The 18,668-nt window shown below is 69.2% G+C and carries 17 protein-coding genes; 3 read left to right on the top strand and 14 right to left on the bottom strand.

Going from position 1 to position 18,668, the window contains the following annotated elements:
- Positions 1 to 114: 114 nt before the first annotated feature.
- From AC1PK7_RS01155 to oleC, 7 genes are all read right to left on the bottom strand, one after another.
- Positions 115 to 732 (bottom strand): O-methyltransferase, encoded by a 618-nt coding sequence (locus tag AC1PK7_RS01155; protein WP_481099584.1) that lies wholly within the window; start codon positions 730 to 732, stop codon positions 115 to 117.
- Positions 717 to 2,375: a ubiquinone biosynthesis regulatory protein kinase UbiB gene (ubiB, locus tag AC1PK7_RS01150; RefSeq protein WP_010340081.1), complete on the bottom strand. Its 1,659-nt coding sequence runs from the start codon at positions 2,373 to 2,375 to the stop codon at positions 717 to 719. Before ubiB ends, AC1PK7_RS01155 begins: the two co-directional genes overlap by 16 nt.
- Positions 2,372 to 3,013, bottom strand: a complete 642-nt coding sequence (locus AC1PK7_RS01145; protein WP_209245318.1) for a ubiquinone biosynthesis accessory factor UbiJ — start codon at positions 3,011 to 3,013, stop codon at positions 2,372 to 2,374. The genes ubiB and AC1PK7_RS01145 overlap by 4 nt, the downstream gene beginning before the upstream one ends.
- Before the next feature lie 79 nt (positions 3,014 to 3,092).
- Positions 3,093 to 5,048 (bottom strand): alpha/beta hydrolase family protein, encoded by a 1,956-nt coding sequence (locus AC1PK7_RS01140; protein WP_481099583.1) that lies wholly within the window; start codon positions 5,046 to 5,048, stop codon positions 3,093 to 3,095.
- A gap of 176 nt (positions 5,049 to 5,224) precedes the next feature.
- Entirely contained in the window at positions 5,225 to 5,383 is a 159-nt protein-coding gene (locus AC1PK7_RS01135; RefSeq protein WP_003468167.1) for a DUF1328 domain-containing protein, read from the bottom strand.
- A 63-nt stretch (positions 5,384 to 5,446) separates the two neighbouring features.
- Complete coding sequence (oleD, locus tag AC1PK7_RS01130) at positions 5,447 to 6,457, bottom strand: 2-alkyl-3-oxoalkanoate reductase (protein WP_481099582.1); 1,011 nt, start codon at positions 6,455 to 6,457, stop codon at positions 5,447 to 5,449.
- 100 nt (positions 6,458 to 6,557) lie between these two features.
- A complete protein-coding gene (gene oleC / locus AC1PK7_RS01125) occupies positions 6,558 to 8,219 on the bottom strand; it encodes an olefin beta-lactone synthetase (protein ID WP_481099581.1) in 1,662 nt (553 codons plus the stop codon).
- Between the two features lie 149 nt (positions 8,220 to 8,368).
- On the opposite strand from oleC, the gene AC1PK7_RS01120 reads away from it, so the two are divergent.
- Positions 8,369 to 8,743 carry a YkgJ family cysteine cluster protein gene (locus tag AC1PK7_RS01120; RefSeq protein WP_010340074.1) on the top strand — a complete coding sequence of 125 codons (375 nt, stop codon included), beginning with the start codon at positions 8,369 to 8,371 and terminating at the stop codon, positions 8,741 to 8,743.
- A 215-nt stretch (positions 8,744 to 8,958) separates the two neighbouring features.
- Here the strand turns inward: AC1PK7_RS01120 and AC1PK7_RS01115 are convergent, their stop codons facing one another.
- From AC1PK7_RS01115 to AC1PK7_RS01090, 6 genes are all read right to left on the bottom strand, one after another.
- Positions 8,959 to 9,438, bottom strand: coding sequence for a hypothetical protein (locus tag AC1PK7_RS01115; RefSeq protein WP_481100821.1), 480 nt, complete (start codon positions 9,436 to 9,438; stop codon positions 8,959 to 8,961).
- Between the two features lie 252 nt (positions 9,439 to 9,690).
- On the bottom strand, positions 9,691 to 10,596 hold the full coding sequence (locus AC1PK7_RS01110) for an alpha/beta fold hydrolase (RefSeq protein WP_481099580.1): 906 nt from the start codon (positions 10,594 to 10,596) through the stop codon (positions 9,691 to 9,693).
- An 88-nt stretch (positions 10,597 to 10,684) separates the two neighbouring features.
- Positions 10,685 to 11,857, bottom strand: a complete 1,173-nt coding sequence (locus AC1PK7_RS01105; RefSeq protein WP_481099579.1) for a Fic family protein — start codon at positions 11,855 to 11,857, stop codon at positions 10,685 to 10,687.
- 116 nt (positions 11,858 to 11,973) lie between these two features.
- Complete coding sequence (locus AC1PK7_RS01100) at positions 11,974 to 12,990, bottom strand: 3-oxoacyl-ACP synthase III (RefSeq protein ID WP_010340070.1); 1,017 nt, start codon at positions 12,988 to 12,990, stop codon at positions 11,974 to 11,976.
- Positions 12,991 to 13,092: 102 nt separating this feature from the next.
- The gene (locus AC1PK7_RS01095) at positions 13,093 to 13,410 is read right to left on the bottom strand and encodes a DUF4156 domain-containing protein (RefSeq protein ID WP_019800624.1); all 318 of its coding nucleotides are present in this window, start codon (positions 13,408 to 13,410) and stop codon (positions 13,093 to 13,095) included.
- Between the two features lie 125 nt (positions 13,411 to 13,535).
- Positions 13,536 to 16,409 carry a M16 family metallopeptidase gene (locus AC1PK7_RS01090; protein WP_481099578.1) on the bottom strand — a complete coding sequence of 958 codons (2,874 nt, stop codon included), beginning with the start codon at positions 16,407 to 16,409 and terminating at the stop codon, positions 13,536 to 13,538.
- A gap of 411 nt (positions 16,410 to 16,820) precedes the next feature.
- On the opposite strand from AC1PK7_RS01090, the gene AC1PK7_RS01085 reads away from it, so the two are divergent.
- Together AC1PK7_RS01085 and trmL are read left to right on the top strand one after the other, a co-directional pair.
- Positions 16,821 to 17,297 carry a hypothetical protein gene (locus tag AC1PK7_RS01085; protein WP_481099577.1) on the top strand — a complete coding sequence of 159 codons (477 nt, stop codon included), beginning with the start codon at positions 16,821 to 16,823 and terminating at the stop codon, positions 17,295 to 17,297.
- Positions 17,298 to 17,338: 41 nt separating this feature from the next.
- Positions 17,339 to 17,818, top strand: a complete 480-nt coding sequence (gene trmL, locus AC1PK7_RS01080) for a tRNA (uridine(34)/cytosine(34)/5-carboxymethylaminomethyluridine(34)-2'-O)-methyltransferase TrmL (RefSeq protein WP_481099576.1) — start codon at positions 17,339 to 17,341, stop codon at positions 17,816 to 17,818.
- An 84-nt stretch (positions 17,819 to 17,902) separates the two neighbouring features.
- Here trmL and AC1PK7_RS01075 read toward each other — a convergent pair whose 3' ends face one another.
- On the bottom strand, positions 17,903 to 18,592 hold the full coding sequence (locus AC1PK7_RS01075) for a DUF1349 domain-containing protein (protein ID WP_481099575.1): 690 nt from the start codon (positions 18,590 to 18,592) through the stop codon (positions 17,903 to 17,905).
- Positions 18,593 to 18,668 lie beyond the last annotated feature (76 nt).

Genomic DNA, 18,668 nt, shown 5'->3' with positions numbered 1-18,668 from the left:
GGCACGGAGATGCCTGCATCGCAGCGGATCCGCGACCGGGATGCCGCGCCTGGATGACGTGTCGCTGTGGCGTATGTCCACCGTCACCCGCAGACGCATCTGCCAACGCCGACGCTACGCGTCCTTGACCGCCAGCAGTTCGCCGTTGCCGACCGGCAACGTGGTGCAGGTGAACGCGGCATCGGCCTGCAGCAGCGCGGCGAACGGCGCCATCTCCGCCGCATGCGACAGCGCATTGTCCACCACCAGCAGCCCACCCGGCCGCAGCACCCGGCGCAGTTGCGGCCACCAGTCGCAATACAGCGCGCGCTCGGCGTCCAGGAACACCAGGTCGAACGTGGCCGACGCCGCATCGGCCAGCCAGGCGCCGGCATCGGCGTGGACCAGGTCGACACAGCCCTCCACGCCGGCGTGGGCGAAGTTGCGTTGCGCCAGCGCGATCTTGTGCGCGGCGTAGTCCAGCGTGGTCACGCGGCCACCCAGCGCCGCCGCGGCCTCGGCCAGCCACAGGGTGGAATAGCCATTGGACGTGCCGATCTCCAGCACCCGCTGCGCACCCGTGGCGCGCACCAGGACCGCCAGCAGTTCGCCGGTTTCCGGGGTGATGTTGAGCAGGCGCTGCGCACGCTCGGCCTGGCCGGCATCGTGGCGCGGACCTTCCGCGCCGAGCGCATCGCGCACCGCCTGCAGGCGCGCGCGGTCGAGCACGGTCGCGCTCAACGCCGCCACCACGCCGACAGCAGAGCCGCCGTGCCGGCGCCGCCGCTGATCCAGGCCCACAGCGACACGCCGCCCAACTGCGGCCCGCCGGCGTCGAGCGCGTACAGCAGCGTGGCCACGGTGAGCAGGCCGACGCCGGCGATCGCCGCGACCACCCGCCGCTGCATGCGCCGCACCAGCAGGTTGAGTTCGAACAGGTCGCGCGAGCGCATCGACAGCTCGTGCCGGCCCTCGACCTGCTGGCGCAGCCAGCCGTGGATCAGCCGCGGCATGTCCGGCGCGTGGGTCATGATCTCCGGCAGGCGCTTGCGCAGTTCGTGCAGCGCCCGCTGCGGGCTGTAGCGCTCGATCAGGATGCGTTCGAGCACCGGCCGCGCCACCGCCCAGATGTCCAGTTCCGGGTCGAGCTGGCGGCCGACGCCTTCGATGTTGAGCAGGGTCTTCTGCAGCAGGATCAGCTGCGGCTGCAGGGTCAGCTGGTAGCGCTGGGCCACGCGGAAGAGCTTGATCAGCACCTCGGCCAGCGAGATCTGCGACAGCGGCCGGGTGAAGTACGGCTCGCACACCGAGCGCGCCGCCGCCTCCAGCTCGTCGATGCGCACGTTGGCGGGCATCCAGCCGGCCTCCACGTGCAGCTCGGCCATGCGCCGGTAGTCCTTGTTGAAGATGGCCATGAAGTTCTCGGCCAGGTAGTACTGATCTTCCTGCGAGAGCTGGCCCATGATGCCGAAGTCCAGCGCGATGAAACGCGGGTTGTCGCGGCGCGCCGGGTCGCTGTCGACCCAGATGTTGCCGGCGTGCGCATCGGCGTGGAAGAAGTTGTCGCGGAACACCTGGGTGTAGAACACCCGCACGCCCTTGGCCGCCAGCGCGCGGCGGTCGATGCCCGCGGCGTCCAGCGAGGCGATGTCGTCGGAGGGGATGCCGCGCACCCGCTCCAGGGTCAGCGCGCGCTCGGCGGTGTGGGTCCAGATCACCTCCGGCACGTACAGGTCGTCCGAATGCAGCCAGAAGCGGCGCAGCACGCTGGCGTTGGCGCCCTCGCGCTGCAGGTCCAGCTCCGCGGCCAGAGTGGTCTCGATCTCGGCCACCACCTCGCGCGGGCGGATCTTGTCGGCGCGCGGATGGGTGCGCTCGACCAGCGCGGCGGCCGATTTCAGCAAGGCGATGTCGGCATCGATCTGCCGCTCGATGTCCGGGCGCAGCACCTTGACCACCACTTCGCGGCCGTCGTGCAGCGTCGCCGCGTGCACCTGCGCGATCGAGGCAGAGGCCAGCGGCTCGGTGTCGAAGCTGGCGAAGGCCACCGCAATCGGCCGGCCCAGCGCCTGCTCGACGATGCGCCGCGCCGCCTCACCGTCGAACGGGCGCACCCGGTCCTGCAGCAGGGTCAGTTCCTCGGCCACGTCCGGCGGCATCAGGTCGCGGCGGGTGGAGAGGATCTGCCCGAACTTGACGAAGATCGGCCCCAGGTCCTGCAGCGCCAGACGGAGCCGGGCGCCGCGCGACTGCGCGGCGATGTCGGGGCTGGCGCGCGGCACGAACGGCTTGGCCAGGCGCAACCAGCGTTCTGCCGGGGTGCCGTCGAGTAGGTCGTCCAGGCGGTAGCGCAGGATCACCCGGCCGATGCGGCTGGCGCGGAACATCGCCTTCATGCGCCGCGCTCCGGCTGCAGCCGCGCCACGCGCGCGGCCAGGCGTTCGATGTCGTCGCGCAGCACGTCGACGTCGTCGTAGAAGGCCTCCAGCTCGGCGCGCGCGACCACGTCGCGCGACTCCTCGGTCACATACTCGGCCGCGCTCTGCGCCAGGTCCTGCGCACTGCGCCGGGCCTGCTGCAGGGCCGAGCGCGCGGTATTGGCCACCTGCACGCCGAGCACCTCGCCGAACACCTGCACGAACGGCCGCTGCCAGTCCGGGTCGAAGCGCGTGGCCAGCTGCTGCAGGCGACGCGCCAGTTCGGCATCGCCGGAAACCCGCACCCGCCCGCCGGGGCCGCCGGTGCGCCGCGCCTGGGCCAGGAACGGCAACTGCGCGAGCAGGCCGCCGAGGGTGCTGCGCACCGCCAGCTCCGGCTCCTGCGCCGGATCCACCGGCCCAACCCGCAGCTGCGTGCCGTCGACGCGGATCTGCAGGGCCAGTGCCGGCGCCTCCAGGGTCAGCGCCACGCGCTGGCCATCGAGGTCGCGCAGGGCCTCGCCGGTTTCCGGGTCCAGCGCCAGCGCGCGATTGAGCGCCGCTTCCAGCGCGCGGCCGGCCAGGGGCTTGAGAGCATCGAGGGGGGATCCAGGCATCCCCGCATTCTAGCGGCAGACACGTCGCCAGGCCGTGCGCGGGGCGAGACAGATGGCCCGCCCGCTGCGCCGCGCGCCGCTACTGCGCCTGCGCGCCGCCCAGGTTCTTGCTCAGGAACGCCAGCAACTGCGTGTAGTAGGCGCGCCGGTGCGGCTCGGTATAGAAGCCGTGGCCCTCGTTGGGGAAATACAACGACTCCACCGGCACCCCAGCCTTCTTCAACGCCTTCTCCATGCGCTCGGTGTGTTCGATCGGCGCACGCTCGTCCTTGCCGCCGGCCGCCAGGAACACCGGCACGCGGATGCGCGCGGCCAGATTGACCGGAGAGCGCGCCGCTAGGCTGTCGCGTTCGCCCAGCCAGTCGCCGGCCCAGGCCTTGGTCCAGCGCGCGTACCTGGCCTGGTCGCGGTACATCGTCTCCAGGTCATAGACGCCGACGTAGCCCGCCGCGCAGCGGTACAGGTCCGGCTCCTTCGCCGCGCCCATCAGCGCGGCATAGGCGCCGTAGCTGGCGCCGTAGATGCAGATGCGCGCACCGTCGGCGATGCCTTGGTCGATCGCCCAGTGGGTGGCATCGGTGAGATCGTCCTGCATGCGCCCGCCCCACTCCCGCGCGCCGGCCTGGGTATAGGCGCGGCCGTAATTGCCGGAGCCGCGGTAGTTCACCCGCAACACCGCATAGCCGGCCGCGGCCAGCACCTGCGCATCGTCGTCGAACTCCCAGCCATCGAAGAGGCCGAACGGCCCGCCATGCGGCAGCAACACCATCGGCAGCGGCTTGCCGGCCGGTGCCTGCAGCGGCAGGGTGAGATAGCCATGCAGGGCCATGCCGTCCCGAGCCTTGAACGCCACCTCGCGGGTCGACGGCATTCGCTCCGGCACGAACCATTCGCGCCGGCTGAAGACCCGCTTGGCCGATTTGTCGGCGGTGTCGAACAGAAAATAATCGCCGTTGTTGCGATCGCTCCACACATAGAGCATCAGCAGGCGCCGATCGGCAGTGGCGGAGGTGATGAACACCGCATCGCCGTTGAAGGCCTGCTCCAGCGCGCGGTACAGCCGTGCCGTCGGCGCGGTCTCGTCGAAGAAGCGGTTGTGCACGCGGTCGCTCATGAACGACACGCCGATCGGCGTACGGCCGTCCAGGTCGCGCAGCACCTGGTAGGGATTGACCTTCGCATCGCGCAGCAGCGGCGTGGCGCGGTCGTTCTGCGGATCCCATGCCACCACCGCATCGGGCCCCTCGGCCTGCTCCACCTGCAGGTAGGCGATCTTGTCGTCCGCGGAAAAGCCGAGCGGGAAGCTGCGATGTCCGCTGCTGGCCTCGTCGTTGATCAGCTTCCAGGGACTGGCGTCGTCGTTGCGGTAGAAAAGCTTGTTGGCGTTGCTGCCGGTCTCGGCACCCTGCGCGAAGCGCACGTGGCCGCCATGGTCGGTGACGAAGTCCGCACGCGCCACCGGGGCGCGTGCCACCGGCGTGCGCCGGTGGTTGTAGATGTCGAGCCTGTCCACATGCACGGTGGGGTCATTGGTCTGCTCCACCACCGATACCAGCACCGCGCGCGGGTCGTCCGGCAAGGTATCGAGCATGAACACCGACGGGTCCAGGCCGGCCTTGTAGGTGACGCCGTTGACGCTGTCGTTGAGCCCGTAGGGGCTGGCGAGCAAGCGCGCATTCTTGCCGTCGGCGTCGATGGCATGCAGTTGGCCGATCGCCACCGGGCGGTCCAGTGCGCCCAGACGCTCTGCCATCGACACCACGATGCGCTCGTCGCTGGCCCACCAGTAATCGTGCACCACCGAATCGGCCTGGCCCATGATCTTGGCCGAGATCTGCTTGTCGCTGCGCCGGATCACCGCCAGCACGGTGCGGTCCTCGAGGGGCGCGATTACCGTGTAATAGGCGCCGTTCGGGGAGATCTTGACCCGGTCGAACTGGTCGCGCTGTAGATACGGCGCCAGGTCCACCGGCGCCACCTGCGCGCACGCGCTCCCCGCAAGCGCAAGGCCTGCCCACACAATCCACGCTCGCATTCGATCCGCCCCTGTCCCCTGAGCGGAAGATGGTGGCAAGCGCCGGGCGAAACGTCCAGCCCGACCCCGCCGCGCTGCTTGCGGGCGGCAGGCCCTCGCGGCGCGGGGCCCAGAAACGACTTGCCCGCGACGCAGGGCGCCGCGGGCAAGCATCGAGGTTCGATTGTCGCGGCGGACTACACCTTGCCGCGGCGGAACATCGAGATCACCGCCAGGATCAGGAACACCACGAACAGGATCCAGGCGATGTTGGTCGCCGCGCCGGCGATGCCGCTGAAACCGAGCACGGCGGCGATGATGGCGATCACGAAGAAGATGATGGCGTAATGCAGCATGGCAATGTCCAGAAGGTTGTCGTGCCGAATCGGCGCGGCATCATCTTCGGAAACCGCGGGTCGTCAAGGAGTGACGGGCATGTCGTGGCGCCATGAGGACGCAAGCCGCTGCAGGCCCTGCTCGATCGTCACCTGCGGCACGTAGCCGAAGTCGCGCCGCGCCGGCTCCATGCTGTACCAGTGCGGGGTGCACAGCTGCTCGGCGAGGAACCGCGTCAACGGCGGCTCGCCGCGCAGGCGCAGCAGCGGCCACAGGGTTTCGCAGGCAGCACCGATGCGGTACGCGGCCTTGAACGAGAGCGTCTTGGTCACCGCCGGCGCACCGACGGCGGCCAGCAGCTTGTTGAGCAGCTCGCGCATCGGCAACGGCTCGCCGTTGGAGATGAAGTAGGCCTTGCCGGCGCAGGGCGCGCCCACCGCCAGGTGCTCGAAGGCATCGAAGTGCGCCTGCGCGGCGTTGTCGATGTAGGTGGAATCGACCTTGTTGTCGCCGCCGCCGACCAGGCGCACGCGCCCGGCCTGCGCGCGCGCCACCAGCTTGGGCAGGATCTGGTTGTCGCCCGGCCCCCAAATCAGCCGCGGGCGCAGCGCCACCACCGCCAGTTGCGCGTCGTTGGCGGCCAGCACCATGCGCTCGGCGATCGCCTTGGTCGCCGCATACGGCGCCTGGAAATCCTCGCCGTAAGGCACCTGGTCCGCGCCCAGGCCTTCGACCGGGTGGGTGGCGCGGTGGGTCACGCTCGGCGTGGAGGTGTAGACCAGGCGTCCGACGCCTTGCGCGCGGCAGGCGGCCAGCACGTTCTCGGTGCCGACCACGTTGGGCTGGTAGTAGCTGTCGTAGCTGCCCCAGGCGCCGGCCTTGGCGGCGTTGTGGAATACCGCATCGGCCCCGGCCAACGCATGCTGCAGCGCCTGCGCGTCGACCAGGTCGCCCCGCACCTGCGCCACGCCCAGCGCCTGCAGTTCCGGGTAGTGGCCACGGTTGTAGCTGACCACCTGATGCCCGCGCGCGACCAGCCCGCGGCACAGCGCCTGGCCCAGGAACCCACCACCGCCCGTCACCACGATCTTCATCGCCACCCTCCATTGTCAGGGCGGCCATTCTGCGGCCGGCCACGCGCTGCGCCAACGTCGCCCGGCTGCGCAGGCGCGCCGGTCCCCACGCCGCGCGGTGTCATTTGCGCTGTTCCGCAGCCCACAGCGCCAGCTTCTCGCGGCCGATCTTGGCGTTGTGGCGGATGTCGACCGGGAACCCCGGATGGCCAAGGAAGTCGACGATGCCGGCCGTGTGCGGATGCGCAGCGGCGGTGGCGCGCAGTTGCGCGAGCAGTTCGTCCAGTTCCAGTTGGCTCGCCATCCAGGCCATGCTGTCCAACTCGTAGCACAGCACCGGGCGTTGCTGCCCCGGCTCGCCGATGCCGACCAGGGCGGTGCGGCCGATGCCCGGCAGTGCGTTGAAGATCGGCTCCACCTGTTCGGTGTACAGCGGCCCCTGCGCCGTTTCCACGCGCTGGGTCTTGCGCCCGCAGAACCAAAGGCGACCCTGCGCATCGAAATAGCCGACATCGCCCATGCGGTGCACGATGCGTTCGCTGCCATCGTCCAGGCGTTCGCGGATCTTGGCCAGGCGCGTGGCCGCGTCGCGGTTGAAATAGGTGTCGGTGGCGGTCGGGCCGGCCACGGTGATCTCGCCGACCGTGCCCACCGGGACTTCGCGCACGCCGCTCCACTCGGGAATCGCGGCGTCGTCGATGGCGATGATGCGCACCTCGTTGGGCGGCACCACCGTGCCGACGCAGGTACCGGCGCCGTTCTCGGTGGCCGCGCGCGTGTCCTCCAGCTCGCGGCCCTCGATCACCGCCACCGGCAGGCATTCGGTGGCGCCATACGGCGTCCAGAAGCGTCCGTCCTCCGGCAGCAGACTGCGGATCCGCGCCACCACGTCCGGCGGCACCGGCGCGCCGGCCGAGGTGGCGCAGCGCACGTTGGTCAGGGGCTTGCCGTAGTCGGCCAGCACCCGCATCAACGCTGGCGAGCCGAACAGCTGGGTCACGCCGAAGCGCTGCATCGCATCGTGCAGCTTGCGCGGATCGACCTTGGCCGGACGCGTCGGATCCATGTCCGGGATCACCGAGGTCAGCCCCAGCGCCGGGTCGAACAGCGCGAACGGCGGGAAGGTCGGCAGGTCGATCCCGCCGGGCAGCATGTCGAAGGCATTGCGCATCAGCTCGATCTGGCCGACGAAATGGCGGTGCCGGTAGACCACGCCCTTGGGCACGCCGGTGGAGCCGCTGGTGAACAGGATCGCGGCGACGTCGTCCGCGTCCGTGTCGGCCAGCTGGCTGCCGGCGCCCTGGCCGGCGCGCTCGATCCGCGCCAGCGTGGTCCCGCCCCAGGCCCAGCGCCGGCCGACGGTGACGATCCGTTTCGCCGAGCGCGCCCAGCCGAGCAGACGCCGCGCCAGCTGCGCCAGTGGAATGCCGATGAAGGCCTCCGGCTGCGCCTCGTCCAGGCATTGCTTGAGCGCGCGCCGGTCGATGCCCGGATCGACCAGCACCGGCACCGCACCGGCCTTGAACAGCGCGAACATCAGCAGGAAGAACTCCGGCGATGGCCGCACCATCACCACGGTGCGGGTGCCGCGGCCGATGCCATAGCCGCCCAGGCCGGCGGCGATGGCATCGCTGCGCGCGTCCAGCTGCGCGTAGCTCAGGGTCACGTCGTAGGCGGCCATGCCGCCGGCACCGGGCCGGCCGGGGCAGCGCATGGCGATCTGGTCCGGGCGCTCGCGCGCCAGCCGCGGCAGCGTGGCCGCGATGTTGCAGGTCGTGGTCATGGGTCGATTATCGCCGAAGCGCCGGGCTATGGCCGACGACCTCCCGTCGCCCGCGGCCACGGCTGAATGCCGGCGTGCTTGCAGCGTGCCGCGGTTCGGTCAGAATGCCGCGCCCCCCACCGCTGTTCGCCGCGCAAGGCCCGGCCGCCATGTCCCATCCCTGCCTCACCTGCGGCGCCTGCTGCGCCTACTTCCGCGTCAGTTTCCACTGGAGCGAAGCCGATCCCGCACTGGGTGGCAGGGTCCCATTCGAGCTGACCGAGCCGCTGCGCACCCATGAGCGGGTGATGCGCGGCACCTCGCAGGCGCAGCCGCGCTGCATCGCCCTGGACGCCGACATCGGCCGCTACAGCCGCTGCAGCATCCACGAGCGGCGGCCGTCTGTGTGCGCGGCGGTGCCGGCCTCGCTGGAATTCGGCGAACGCAGCGCGCAATGCGACAAATCGCGCCTGGCGCATGGGCTGCCGCTGCTGACCGCAGCCGACTGGGACGGGGTGGTCGAACGTAATCTGCCGGACGCCTGAGCGGCGGCGCTACCAGCGCGGCAGGGAGGCCGTAGGGGCGGATCTTGTTCCCTTTTTGTGGGATCAGTCGCGATCGGATTTACCGGTGACGCCTGTCGCGGCTGATCCCACAAAAGGGGACAAGAGCCGCTCCTACGAAGATACGAGAAGCTATGCAAATGCCTAGCCTGGTGGCATTCGACGAGCGGCGTAACGCACGCCGCGTCCGCATCGACTCAGCGATGCTTCCAGGCAGTCGGCACCGGATTGGTCACGGCGTTCTTTTCCAGCGTGTAGGTGCCGTTCTGCTGGGCGATGGCCTCGCCGGTGTCGACGATCGCGTTCTGGATGAAGACGTTCTTGTCCTCGCCGCGAATGAAGGTCAATTGATGGAAAGCGGTCTTGTTGCCCCAGTCCTCGGACGGCAGCGAGATGAAGCGGATCGTATAGGTCTGGTCGTCGAAGCTGCCCTGCAGCACGTACACGCCGTAGTGGTTCTCGCCCTGCGAGATGATCTTGTACATGCCGTTGCTGTAGTAATAGATCTCCGCATCGGGAAACGGCTTCTTGTCGTACAGCTTGCGGTAGTGCAGTACCTGCTTCCAGGTAGGCTGGCCGAATCCCACCGTCAGCGTCTTGCCGTCCGCGGACGTCGTCAGGTCTTCCGCATGCGCGCCGGGCACGCTCATCGCGGTCAGCAGCATCGCCATCGCCATCGCTTTCACTCTCTGTCTCCTGTCCGATTGCGTGCAGCGTCCGCTTCCGCGCGACGCGCACGTCGGCGGCGACTGTACCTAGCCAGCACTATTGCATCACGGCAATCGGTAACAGTTTGCGTGCGCCGGTGTAGACGATCCAAGGCGCAGCGGCGACGCCCCTCCCACATCACCGCATGGCCATGCCCTGCTCGTGGCATGCGCGCCGATACAGCGAAAACGGCACGCCGCATCGCGTGCGCGCGTGCGTGTTCAGGACAGCGGATGCGCGTCCAGGAAGCGGCGGATCGCCGGCACCAGCACCTCGTGCTTGTCTTCCAGCACGTAATGGTTGGCGTCCTCGAAGGCCATCACCTCCGCCTGCGGCAGCGCGCGGCGGAAGCCCTCCAGGAAATGATGGTCGAAGCAGATGTCGCGCAGGCCCCAGCCGATGAAGGCCGGGCGGTCGGCGAACGACGGCAGCGCCTGCTCGGCCCGCGCCAGCAGCGACCAGGCCTTGTCCGCCGGCGACAGCGGGATGTCCTGCATGAAGCGGATGGTGGAGATGCGATTGGCCCAGCTGTCGTACGGCGCCACGTAGGCGCGGCGCACATCGGCGGGCATGCGCCGCGACACGCCCAGCCACGACGCGCCCGAGGAGAACGCGTTGAAGGTGCGGATGAACCACTCGCCCATGCGCCAATGCCGGCCCATCGCGATCTGCCACGGCATCGGCTTGGCCGCCGGCAGCGGGAACGCCGCGGTATTGGTGATGACCAGGCGCCGCACCTGCGCGTGATGCGGCAGCGCCCAGCCGAAGCCGATCATGCCGCCCCAGTCGTGCACCGCCAGCGTCACCGGCCCGTCGATGCGCAGATGCCGCAGCAGCGCATCCAGGTCGTCCACGCGCGATTGCAGGGTGTACTCGTAACCGGGCTGCGCGCCCGGCGCATCGTCCGGCTTGTCCGACAGGCCCATGCCGATGTGGTCGGGCACGATGCAGCGATAGCGGTCCGACAACCCGCTCACCAGCGTGCGCCACAGATAGCTCCACGACGGGTTGCCGTGCAGCATCAGCACCACCTCGCCCTCGCGCGGGCCTTCGTCGAGATAGGACATGTGCAGCCCCGGGCGGACCTGGAAGCGCTGCGGGGTGAAGGGGTAGCCGGGGTAGTTCATGCGAGGGACCGATGCGATGTGGAGAAGGAAGAAGACGGCGCCGCCGCCGCGCATGGTGCCTTGCCGTCGGCGTCGGGCACCAGGGGACTCATAGCGGCTGCGCACCCTCGCTGAGGATGTCCAGATAAGCCTGATAGGCGAACACGCGGTGCCGCTGCTGCCCGGTGAGTTCGTTGACGATGTCCAGATCCTGCAGGGTGCGGATGGCGGCACGGATCGTCGGCGCGCTGAGCGGCAGATGCGGCTGGACCTGCGGCACGCCCAGCAGCACACGACGGGCGAACTGCTCGAACACCAGGCCGACATTGCCCGCACGCGTTCCCAACCTGGCAATGCGTGCGCGGTCGACCGCCAACAGCGCCAGCAGGCGCTGCGCGGTGGACACCGCCTGTTGCGCCGTGTCCGCCACGCCCTCAAGAAAGAAGTCCAGCCAGCCCTCCCAGTCGCCCTCGGTGCGTACCGCGTTGAGGCGCTCGTAGTAGCGTGCGCGATGGCGCTTGAAGAACAGACTCAGATACAGGCTGGGCGCGCGCAGCACCCCTTCGTTGCACAGGATCAACGCAATCAACAGCCGGCCCAGCCTGCCGTTGCCGTCGCTGAAGGGATGGATGGTTTCGAACTGCACATGTGCCAGAGCCGCCTTGACCAGCGGCGAGACGTCGTGGCCCGGCGCATGCAGAAAGCGCTCGAAGGCGGCCAGCGCCGCATCCAGCGCTTCCGGCGGCGGCGGCACGAAACGCGCCAACGCTGGCGAGGCGCCGCCGATCCAGACCTGGCCAGAACGGAATTCGCCCGGACGTTTGCCGGCGCCACGCCCGCCTTGCAGCAGCAGCGCGTGCATTTCGCGGATCAGCCGCAGCGACAGCGGGAAGTCGTCCTGGCGCAAGCGCCGCAGCCCGTGGTTCAACGCGGCGACGTAGTTGGAGACTTCCTCCACGTCGTCCAGAGGAACGCCCGGCGCCTCGTCCAGCTCGAACAGCAGCAGATCGGACAGCGACGACTGCGTGCCCTCGATCTGCGAGGACAGGACTGCTTCCTTGCGCACGTAGTGATAGAGGAACAGTTCCGGGTCCGGCAGCATCAGGGTGATGCCATCCAGCCGGCCCAGCGCCTGGTCGGCCTGTTCCTTGCGCGCGATCAGCGGCGGCGCCGCCAACTGCAGCGGCGGCTCGGGCGGCAGCGGGTCAGGGACGAACGCCTGGTAGCGGCTGCCGGCCAGCGATCCGGGGACGTAATGTCCGGTATAGCGTCGAAGCGACATCGGGCAATCCTTGCCGTGGCCGGAGACGGCTCTTAGGAAAGAAATCTAACAAATTTCTTTCTAAACACCCAAATACGGCGCGCAAGGAAAATTGCGCGCCTCTCCGGCGCTGCCGCTTACCAGACCACCTCGGCCATCGAGCAGTTCAGGCCCGAGCCGATGCCCATCAGGGCGATCCGGTCGCCCTTCTTCAGGCGGCCCAGCTCGCGCAGCTTGCTCAGCACGATCGGCACGCTGGCCGGGCCGATGTTGCCGTGTTCGCCGAAGATGGTCATCACCTTCTTCGGGTCGATGCCGAAGTTCTTGATGAAGGCCTGGGTGTGCGGCTGGCTGACCTGGTGGATGACGTACTGGTCCAGTTCGTCCACCGCCCAGCCCAGCGCCTGGCGCGCGGCGGCGAAGGTCTTCTGCGCCAGCTTGATGCCTTCGATCAGCAACATGCGGGTATCGGTGACCATCCGGTCCAGGTTGCCCCGGCACAGGGTGTTCCACTGCGTCGCCGAGCGGGTCACGCCGCCGCGGTAGCGCGGCGCGTCCGGCACCAGTTCGGCGCGGGCCATCACCATGGCCGCGGCGCCGCAGCCCAGGGTCAGCGCGGCCAGCTCGTCGCGGAACTCGTCGGCGGTCACGTCCGGCGAGGTCATCCGCTCCAGGGTCTTCTCGTACACCAGGTTGGCGGTTTCGCCGTCGACCACCAGCGCGTAGTCGATCTCGCCGCGCTCGATCATCCGCGCCGCGATGTCCATGCCGTTGATGAAGGCCAGGCAGGCGTTGGCGACGTCGAAGGTCATGCACTGCTCGCTCACGCCCAGGTTGCCCGAGACGATGCTGGCGGTGGACGGCTCCAGGTAGTCGCGGCTGACCGAGGTGTTGACCAGCAGCCCGATCTGCCCGGCCTCGATGCCGGCATCGCTCATCGCCTTGCGCGCCGCCAGCGTCGCCGCGTCGGAGGCCTGCATGTCCTGATCCCACATGCGCCGCGCGTGGATGCCGGCGATGTCGCCGAGCACGTCGGCGCGAATCCCGAGCCGGTCGTAGGTCGGCTGCAGGCGCTCGTTGATCTGCTTGGAGGTGAGCGTGTGCGGCGCATCGATGTGCGCCAGTCCCGCGATGGAGACGTTGTTGAAGAGCATCGAGGTGTACGCCAGGGTCAGGCGAGGGGGCGCCAATTCTAGCGGTTGCGGGGGTTTACCGCATCTTTAACAAATCCGCGGAAAGCGTATGGTCTGAGCGGTTCAGCGGCCGCCGCACTGGTAGGCGGTGAAGCGCTGGTCGCCGTCGACCGGGTCACCCATCGCCTGCACGGTGTTGGCGCCCACGCCGGGGGCCTCGTTGCGGGCCAGGGTTTCCAGTTCCTCGCGCACCCGCAGCGGGTTGCGCTGGTAGAAGCCGACGCTGCTCTTCACCGACACCACCACCTCGCCGCGCTTCTCGCAGCCGCTGGCGGCCTGCCCCGGGGGCAGCACCCGTACCCCCTTGCCTTCCGGCGCCATCGGCACCCAGGTGCAGCCGGCGAGCGTGGCGAGCAAGGCGAGGGCGATCGGTAGACGCATGGAGTGGGCCATTGGCGGGTGAATCCGGATTGTGCCGCAAAACGCTGAATCGGCCATGACACGATCGGCCCCCCAGCGTCCACGAGCAGCGCGCGCCGGCCATTGCCGACGCGCGCCCACCCGGATCAGCGTCCTGTCGGCTTCGCCACCCCGCCCTGCGGCACCCCATCGGCATCGATCACCGTGACCTCGCCCAGCTTCAGCGCGCGCACCGGCGCCTCGATCTGCTTGAGGTCGCCCACCACCACCCAGGTCAGGCTGTTGGGGTCGAGCATCGACGCCGCCTCGCGCACCTGCGCCGGGGTCATCGCCTCGATCTCGGCCTTGCGCTTGAACACGTAGTCGTCGGGGCGGCCGTAGCGGACGATGCCGCCGATCGCGCCCATCACCGAGCTGGCGGTCTCGTAGGCGCCGGGCAGGCTCAGGGTCTGGATGTTGCGGATCCGCGCCACCTCCTCCGCCGTCGGCGGCGCCTTGCCATTGGCGAAGGCGCTGATCTCCCTGGACATCTCCTGCAGCGCCGGGGCGGTCTTGTCGATCTGCACCGGCGCCGAGGCGGTCCACGGCCGCTGGCCGAGCGCGCTGGCCGCGCCGCTGCGCGCGCCGTAGGACCAATGCTTGTTCTCGCGCAGGTTCATGTTCAGGCGCGAGGTGAAGTCGCCACCGATCACGCCGTTGGCCATGTCGAAGCGGACCGCGGCGGGGTCGGTGGTCGGCGGCACCAGCTCCGAGGCGAACAGGTTGGCCTGCACCGCGCCGGGCTGATCGATCAGGTACACGCGCGGCTTGCCCGGCCTTGCCACCGTGGCCGGGACCGGCACCGACGGCGTCGCCCCCTCGCCCTTCCAGTCGCCGAACTGCGCGTCCAGCAGCGGCACGATCTCGCCCAGGGTGGTATCGCCGACCACGATCAGGGTGGCGTTCTCCGGGCGTACCCAGTCGCGGTGGAAGTCGACCAGGTCCTCGCGCTGCAGCGCCGCGATCGCCGGCTCGGTGCCGGTGCCGCTGAACGGGATCGCGTACGGATGGCCGGCGCCGTACAGCAGCGGCGGCAGCACCCGCATCGCCACGCCGTTGGGCTGGGCCTTCTCCTGGCGGATACCGGCGATCCAGCTGGCGCGGATCCGCTCGATCTCGTTCGGCGCGAAGCGCGGCCGCCGCAGCATGTCCGCATACAGCGCCAGCGACGGCGCCAGATTCTCCTTCAGCGCCGACAGATAGGCATTGCTGCCGTCCAGCGAGGCGCCAGCGGACAGCGACGCGCCCAGGGCCTCGGCCGCATCGGCGAACGCCAACGCATCGCGGTCGCCGGCGCCCTCGTCGAGCATGCCCATGGCGAAACTGGCCGTGCCCGGCTTGCGTCCCTGGTCGGCGCTGTACCCGCCCTTGAATTCGTAGCTGAACTGCACCACCGGCACGTCGTGGCGCTCGGCCAGGATCACCGTGCTGCCGTTCTTCAGCGTGGCGCGCTGCAGCGCCGGGAACTTCAGCTGCGGGAACTGGGTTGTCTTGGGCGGGCCGGCACTGCGGTCGACCACGCTGGGCAACGCACTGTATTTGGGATCGACCGGCGGCGGATTCAGCGGCGCCGGCTGCACGGTCGGCTCCTCGGCCAGCGCCACGCGCTCGCCCGGCTGCACCAGCAAGGTGTAGTCGCCCTTGCCCAGCCATTTGCGGCCGACCGTGGTGAGATCGCGCGGACGGGTGGAGGCGATGGTCGCCAGGGAGGTACGGAAGCAGCCGGGGTCGCCGGTATACACCGCGCACTCGGCCAGCACGTCGGCCTTGCCGCCGAAGCCGCCGATGCGTTCGACGCCGCGGATGAAGCCGGCGCGGAAGGCGGTCTTGGCGCGCGCCAATTCGGCCTTGTCCGGCCCCTTGTCCAGCAGCCGGCGCACTTCCTCGTCGATCGCCGCCTCGACCCTGGCCGGGTCCACGCCCTGCTTGACCATGGCGATGATGCCGAAGCCGGAGCCGAGCTGCGACGCCCAGACCGAGGCGCTGATCTGGTCGACCAGCTTGTCCTGGTGGACCAGGCGCCGGTCCAGCCGCGAGGACTTGGCGCCGCCCAGCACCTGCGCCAGCAGTTGCAGGCGATCGACATCCTCGGTGCCGGTCTGCGCCACGTTCCAGACACGATAGATCCGCGTCTGCGGCACCTTGTCGGTCATGGTCTCGCGGCTGGACTGGCTGCGCTGGGCCACGTCGACCTTGGGCTGGGCCATGGTCGGGCCGGCCGGGATGTCGCCGAAGTAGCGCGTCACCTTCTCCTTGGCCGTGGCCACGTCGATGTCGCCGGCCAGCACCAGCACCGCGTTGTTGGGTCCGTACCAGGTGCGGAACCACTGCTTCACGTCGGCCAGCGAGGCCGCATTGAGGTCGTTCATCGAGCCGATGACGGTGTGGTGGTACGGGTGGCCGGCCGGGTACAGCGCGCGACTCAGCCGGCTCCAGGCCTGGCCGTACGGCTGGTTCTCGCCCTGGCGCTTCTCGTTCTGCACCACCCCGCGCTGTTCGTCCAGCGCGGCCTGGTCGATGGCGCCGAGCAGGTGGCCCATGCGGTCCGACTCCATCCACAGCGCCATGTCCAGCGCAGTGGTCGGCACGGTCTCGAAGTAATTGGTGCGGTCGCTGTTGGTGGTGCCGTTCTGGTCGGTGACGCCGACCTGCTTGAAGGGCTCGAAGAACTCGCCGTGGTGGTTTTCGCTGCCCTGGAACATCAGGTGCTCGAACAGATGCGCGAACCCGGTACGCCCGGCCGGCTCGTCCTTGGCGCCCACGTGGTACCAGAGGTTGACCGCCACGATCGGCGCCTTGCGATCGGTGTGCACCACCACCCGCAGCCCATTGGGCAGGGTGAATTGTTCGTAGGCGATATCCACCGACGTGGCGGCGGCGGGCTTGGCCGCCGTCGAAGGCGGCGCGTAGCTCAGTGCGCCGAGCGCGGCGGACAGGGCAACGGCCAGCAGGGCGCCACGCGGGCGTGTCGAGACAGTCATGCGGATCCTTCTTCCTTGGGGCCAGTGAAACAGCCGGTGAACGCCGATCGTACCGGGCGTACCGCACGGCGCGCAGTCCGCCGTTGTCGCTGACGTCCTTTTCAAAGGTGTCGCAACCGCGCCCCCATCGGGTCGGCTGCCGCCGCGGACGGCGCCGCGTGTCCGTGTCCGGCGTACGCGAGCGCCCGGGTGTCCGCCCGCGGACACTTTGCCAGAACAAATTCCCTTGCAAATACAGCAACTTGGAGTTGGCACGCGGCCTGCTTACACATCCTCGAACGCGAAAGACACCGCAAGTAAGTGAATGCAAGCTTAATGATACTGCAAGAAGCAAAAAATCCCTTGCAACCCCTGATTAGGTGTACTACATTACTACCACACCACTGATCAAATACACCAACGAGGCCCACCATGAAGACCACCACCCTGCTCCTGACCGCCGCCATCGCCGCCCTGTTCGCCGCGCCGTCCTTCGCCGCCACGCAGATCACCACCCTCGATGCCGTGCAGGTGCGCCCGTCGGCCGAGCAGATCGCCCAGCGCAACATCGAACAAACCAGCGGCATCGCCACCCTGGCCGCCGTGCAGGTGCGCCCCTCCGCCGAGCAGATCGCCCAGCGCGACGCCGAACTGTCCAGCGGCATCACCACCCTGGCCGTGGTGCAGGTGCGCCCGTCGGCCGAGCAGGTCGCCAAACGCGACCTCGCGCAGGCCGCCGGCCAGCACGTGGTCACCCTGGCCACCGTGCAGGTGCGTCCGGATGCGGACATGGGCAGCATGCTGGCGATCGGCGACGTGGTCGGCGAGACGCTGGATAGCGCGATGCTGCAGCTGCAGCCGAGCCTGCAGAAGCTGAGCCAGGACATGGCGGTCGGCCTGATCCGCTGAATCGGCAGCAAGGCCTCCGCGCCGGCGCGTACACTGCGCCGATGATCGCGACCCCAACGCTGCACGTTCTGCTGTACCAGCCCGAGATTCCGCCCAACACGGGCAACGTCATACGGCTCTGCGCCAATACCGGCGCGCAACTGCACCTGATCGAGCCGCTGGGCTTCGACCTCGGCGACCGTCAGCTCAAGCGCGCCGGCCTGGACTATCACGAATACGCTCGACTGCAGGTCCACGCATCGCTGGAAGCGGCCCTGCAGGCCATCGCGCCGCGCCGCCTGTTCGCCCTCAGCACCCGCAGCAGCACCCGCTACGACACGCCCGTCTTCGCCGACGGCGACGCCTTCCTGTTCGGCCCGGAAACCCGCGGCCTGCCGGACACCGTGCTGGAACAGGTGCCCGACGCGCAGCGCCTGCGCCTGCCGATGCAGCCGCACAACCGCAGCCTCAACCTGTCCAACGCGGTCGCGGTGGTGGTGTTCGAGGCGTGGCGACAACTGGGCTTTCCCGGCGCCGAGTGAGCGCGTGGCGCGCAGCGCCTGGCAACGCCATCGAGGCTCTATCGCTGTATCGCCAATCCGGCCTGCGCTGCGGCACTGCAGGCGTCAGGACAGATCGTGCAGGTCCTTGCCCAGCGGCGGCCCCAGCCGCCAATCGGAGAAGCGGACGTTCAAGCCCTCGCGCTCCGGCGTGCACGTCATCGGGCCGACGAGGTAGGAGGGCGCAACCGGAAACGGGCACAGCCGCACCAACGGCCAGTACTTGCCGTCGCGCGAGACCTGCAGGCGCAGCACGCCCTTGTCCACGGTGGCACGCATCCAGAAATCCGACGCGTCCGCTTCGTACGGGCCGGTGGCCCAGTCCGAACGACCGTCGGTCAATACGCTGCTGAGCATCGGCCGCCCGTCGCTCAGTTCGATGCCGGCCTTGACCCAGCGACGCTCGTCGACCCGCACCATGAGGCCGGCCTGATCGTAGAGCTGCTCGAACTTGCCGCGCACGCGCAATTGGCAGGTGAAGCGCGCGGGTGCGGCGATGCCGAGGAAATGCCCGCTGTCGCGGGTGAACCCGTAATGGGTTTCGCGCCAGAAATCGCTGCCCTTGTCGGTGACCACGTCGAGCACGCCGCCCGGCAGGATCCGATGGACCTTTGGCGCATTGAGCCAGGTGCCGGCCTCCCAGCCGGCGGGCGCGGCGGCGTGCACCCCGGTGGCCAGCACCACGCCACCAGCGGCGAGCCCGCCCACGGTCGCCCGGCGCCCGATATCCACGTCCCGCTCTCCGCCATTGGCCATCGCGCCGCTCCTCACGTCGTTGGTTGCGAGGCGCCATCGCGGCGATGGCCTTCGTCGACCTCATCGGCGAATTTGT

The organism is Xanthomonas sp. NCPPB 3174 (assembly GCF_056725205.1).
The sequence above is the reverse complement of the archived record's forward strand: the minus strand, read 5'-3'. Positions and strand labels throughout refer to the sequence as shown.

Bases quoted from the DNA above. Each gene is read 5' to 3' on its own strand.
- ubiB (WP_010340081.1), bottom strand. From the start codon at position 2,375: ATGAAGGCGATGTTCCGCGCCAGCCGCATCGGCCGGGTGATCCTGCGC.
- AC1PK7_RS01145 (WP_209245318.1), bottom strand. From the start codon at position 3,013: ATGCCTGGATCCCCCCTCGATGCTCTCAAGCCCCTGGCCGGCCGCGCG.
- AC1PK7_RS01140 (WP_481099583.1), bottom strand. From the start codon at position 5,048: ATGCGAGCGTGGATTGTGTGGGCAGGCCTTGCGCTTGCGGGGAGCGCG.
- AC1PK7_RS01135 (WP_003468167.1), bottom strand. From the start codon at position 5,383: ATGCTGCATTACGCCATCATCTTCTTCGTGATCGCCATCATCGCCGCC.
- oleD (WP_481099582.1), bottom strand. From the start codon at position 6,457: ATGAAGATCGTGGTGACGGGCGGTGGTGGGTTCCTGGGCCAGGCGCTG.
- oleC (WP_481099581.1), bottom strand. From the start codon at position 8,219: ATGACCACGACCTGCAACATCGCGGCCACGCTGCCGCGGCTGGCGCGC.
- AC1PK7_RS01120 (WP_010340074.1), top strand. From the start codon at position 8,369: ATGTCCCATCCCTGCCTCACCTGCGGCGCCTGCTGCGCCTACTTCCGC.
- AC1PK7_RS01115 (WP_481100821.1), bottom strand. From the start codon at position 9,438: ATGGCGATGGCGATGCTGCTGACCGCGATGAGCGTGCCCGGCGCGCAT.
- AC1PK7_RS01110 (WP_481099580.1), bottom strand. From the start codon at position 10,596: ATGAACTACCCCGGCTACCCCTTCACCCCGCAGCGCTTCCAGGTCCGC.
- AC1PK7_RS01105 (WP_481099579.1), bottom strand. From the start codon at position 11,857: ATGTCGCTTCGACGCTATACCGGACATTACGTCCCCGGATCGCTGGCC.
- AC1PK7_RS01100 (WP_010340070.1), bottom strand. From the start codon at position 12,990: ATGCTCTTCAACAACGTCTCCATCGCGGGACTGGCGCACATCGATGCG.
- AC1PK7_RS01095 (WP_019800624.1), bottom strand. From the start codon at position 13,410: ATGCGTCTACCGATCGCCCTCGCCTTGCTCGCCACGCTCGCCGGCTGC.
- AC1PK7_RS01090 (WP_481099578.1), bottom strand. From the start codon at position 16,409: ATGACTGTCTCGACACGCCCGCGTGGCGCCCTGCTGGCCGTTGCCCTG.
- AC1PK7_RS01085 (WP_481099577.1), top strand. From the start codon at position 16,821: ATGAAGACCACCACCCTGCTCCTGACCGCCGCCATCGCCGCCCTGTTC.
- trmL (WP_481099576.1), top strand. From the start codon at position 17,339: ATGATCGCGACCCCAACGCTGCACGTTCTGCTGTACCAGCCCGAGATT.
- AC1PK7_RS01075 (WP_481099575.1), bottom strand. From the start codon at position 18,592: ATGGCCAATGGCGGAGAGCGGGACGTGGATATCGGGCGCCGGGCGACC.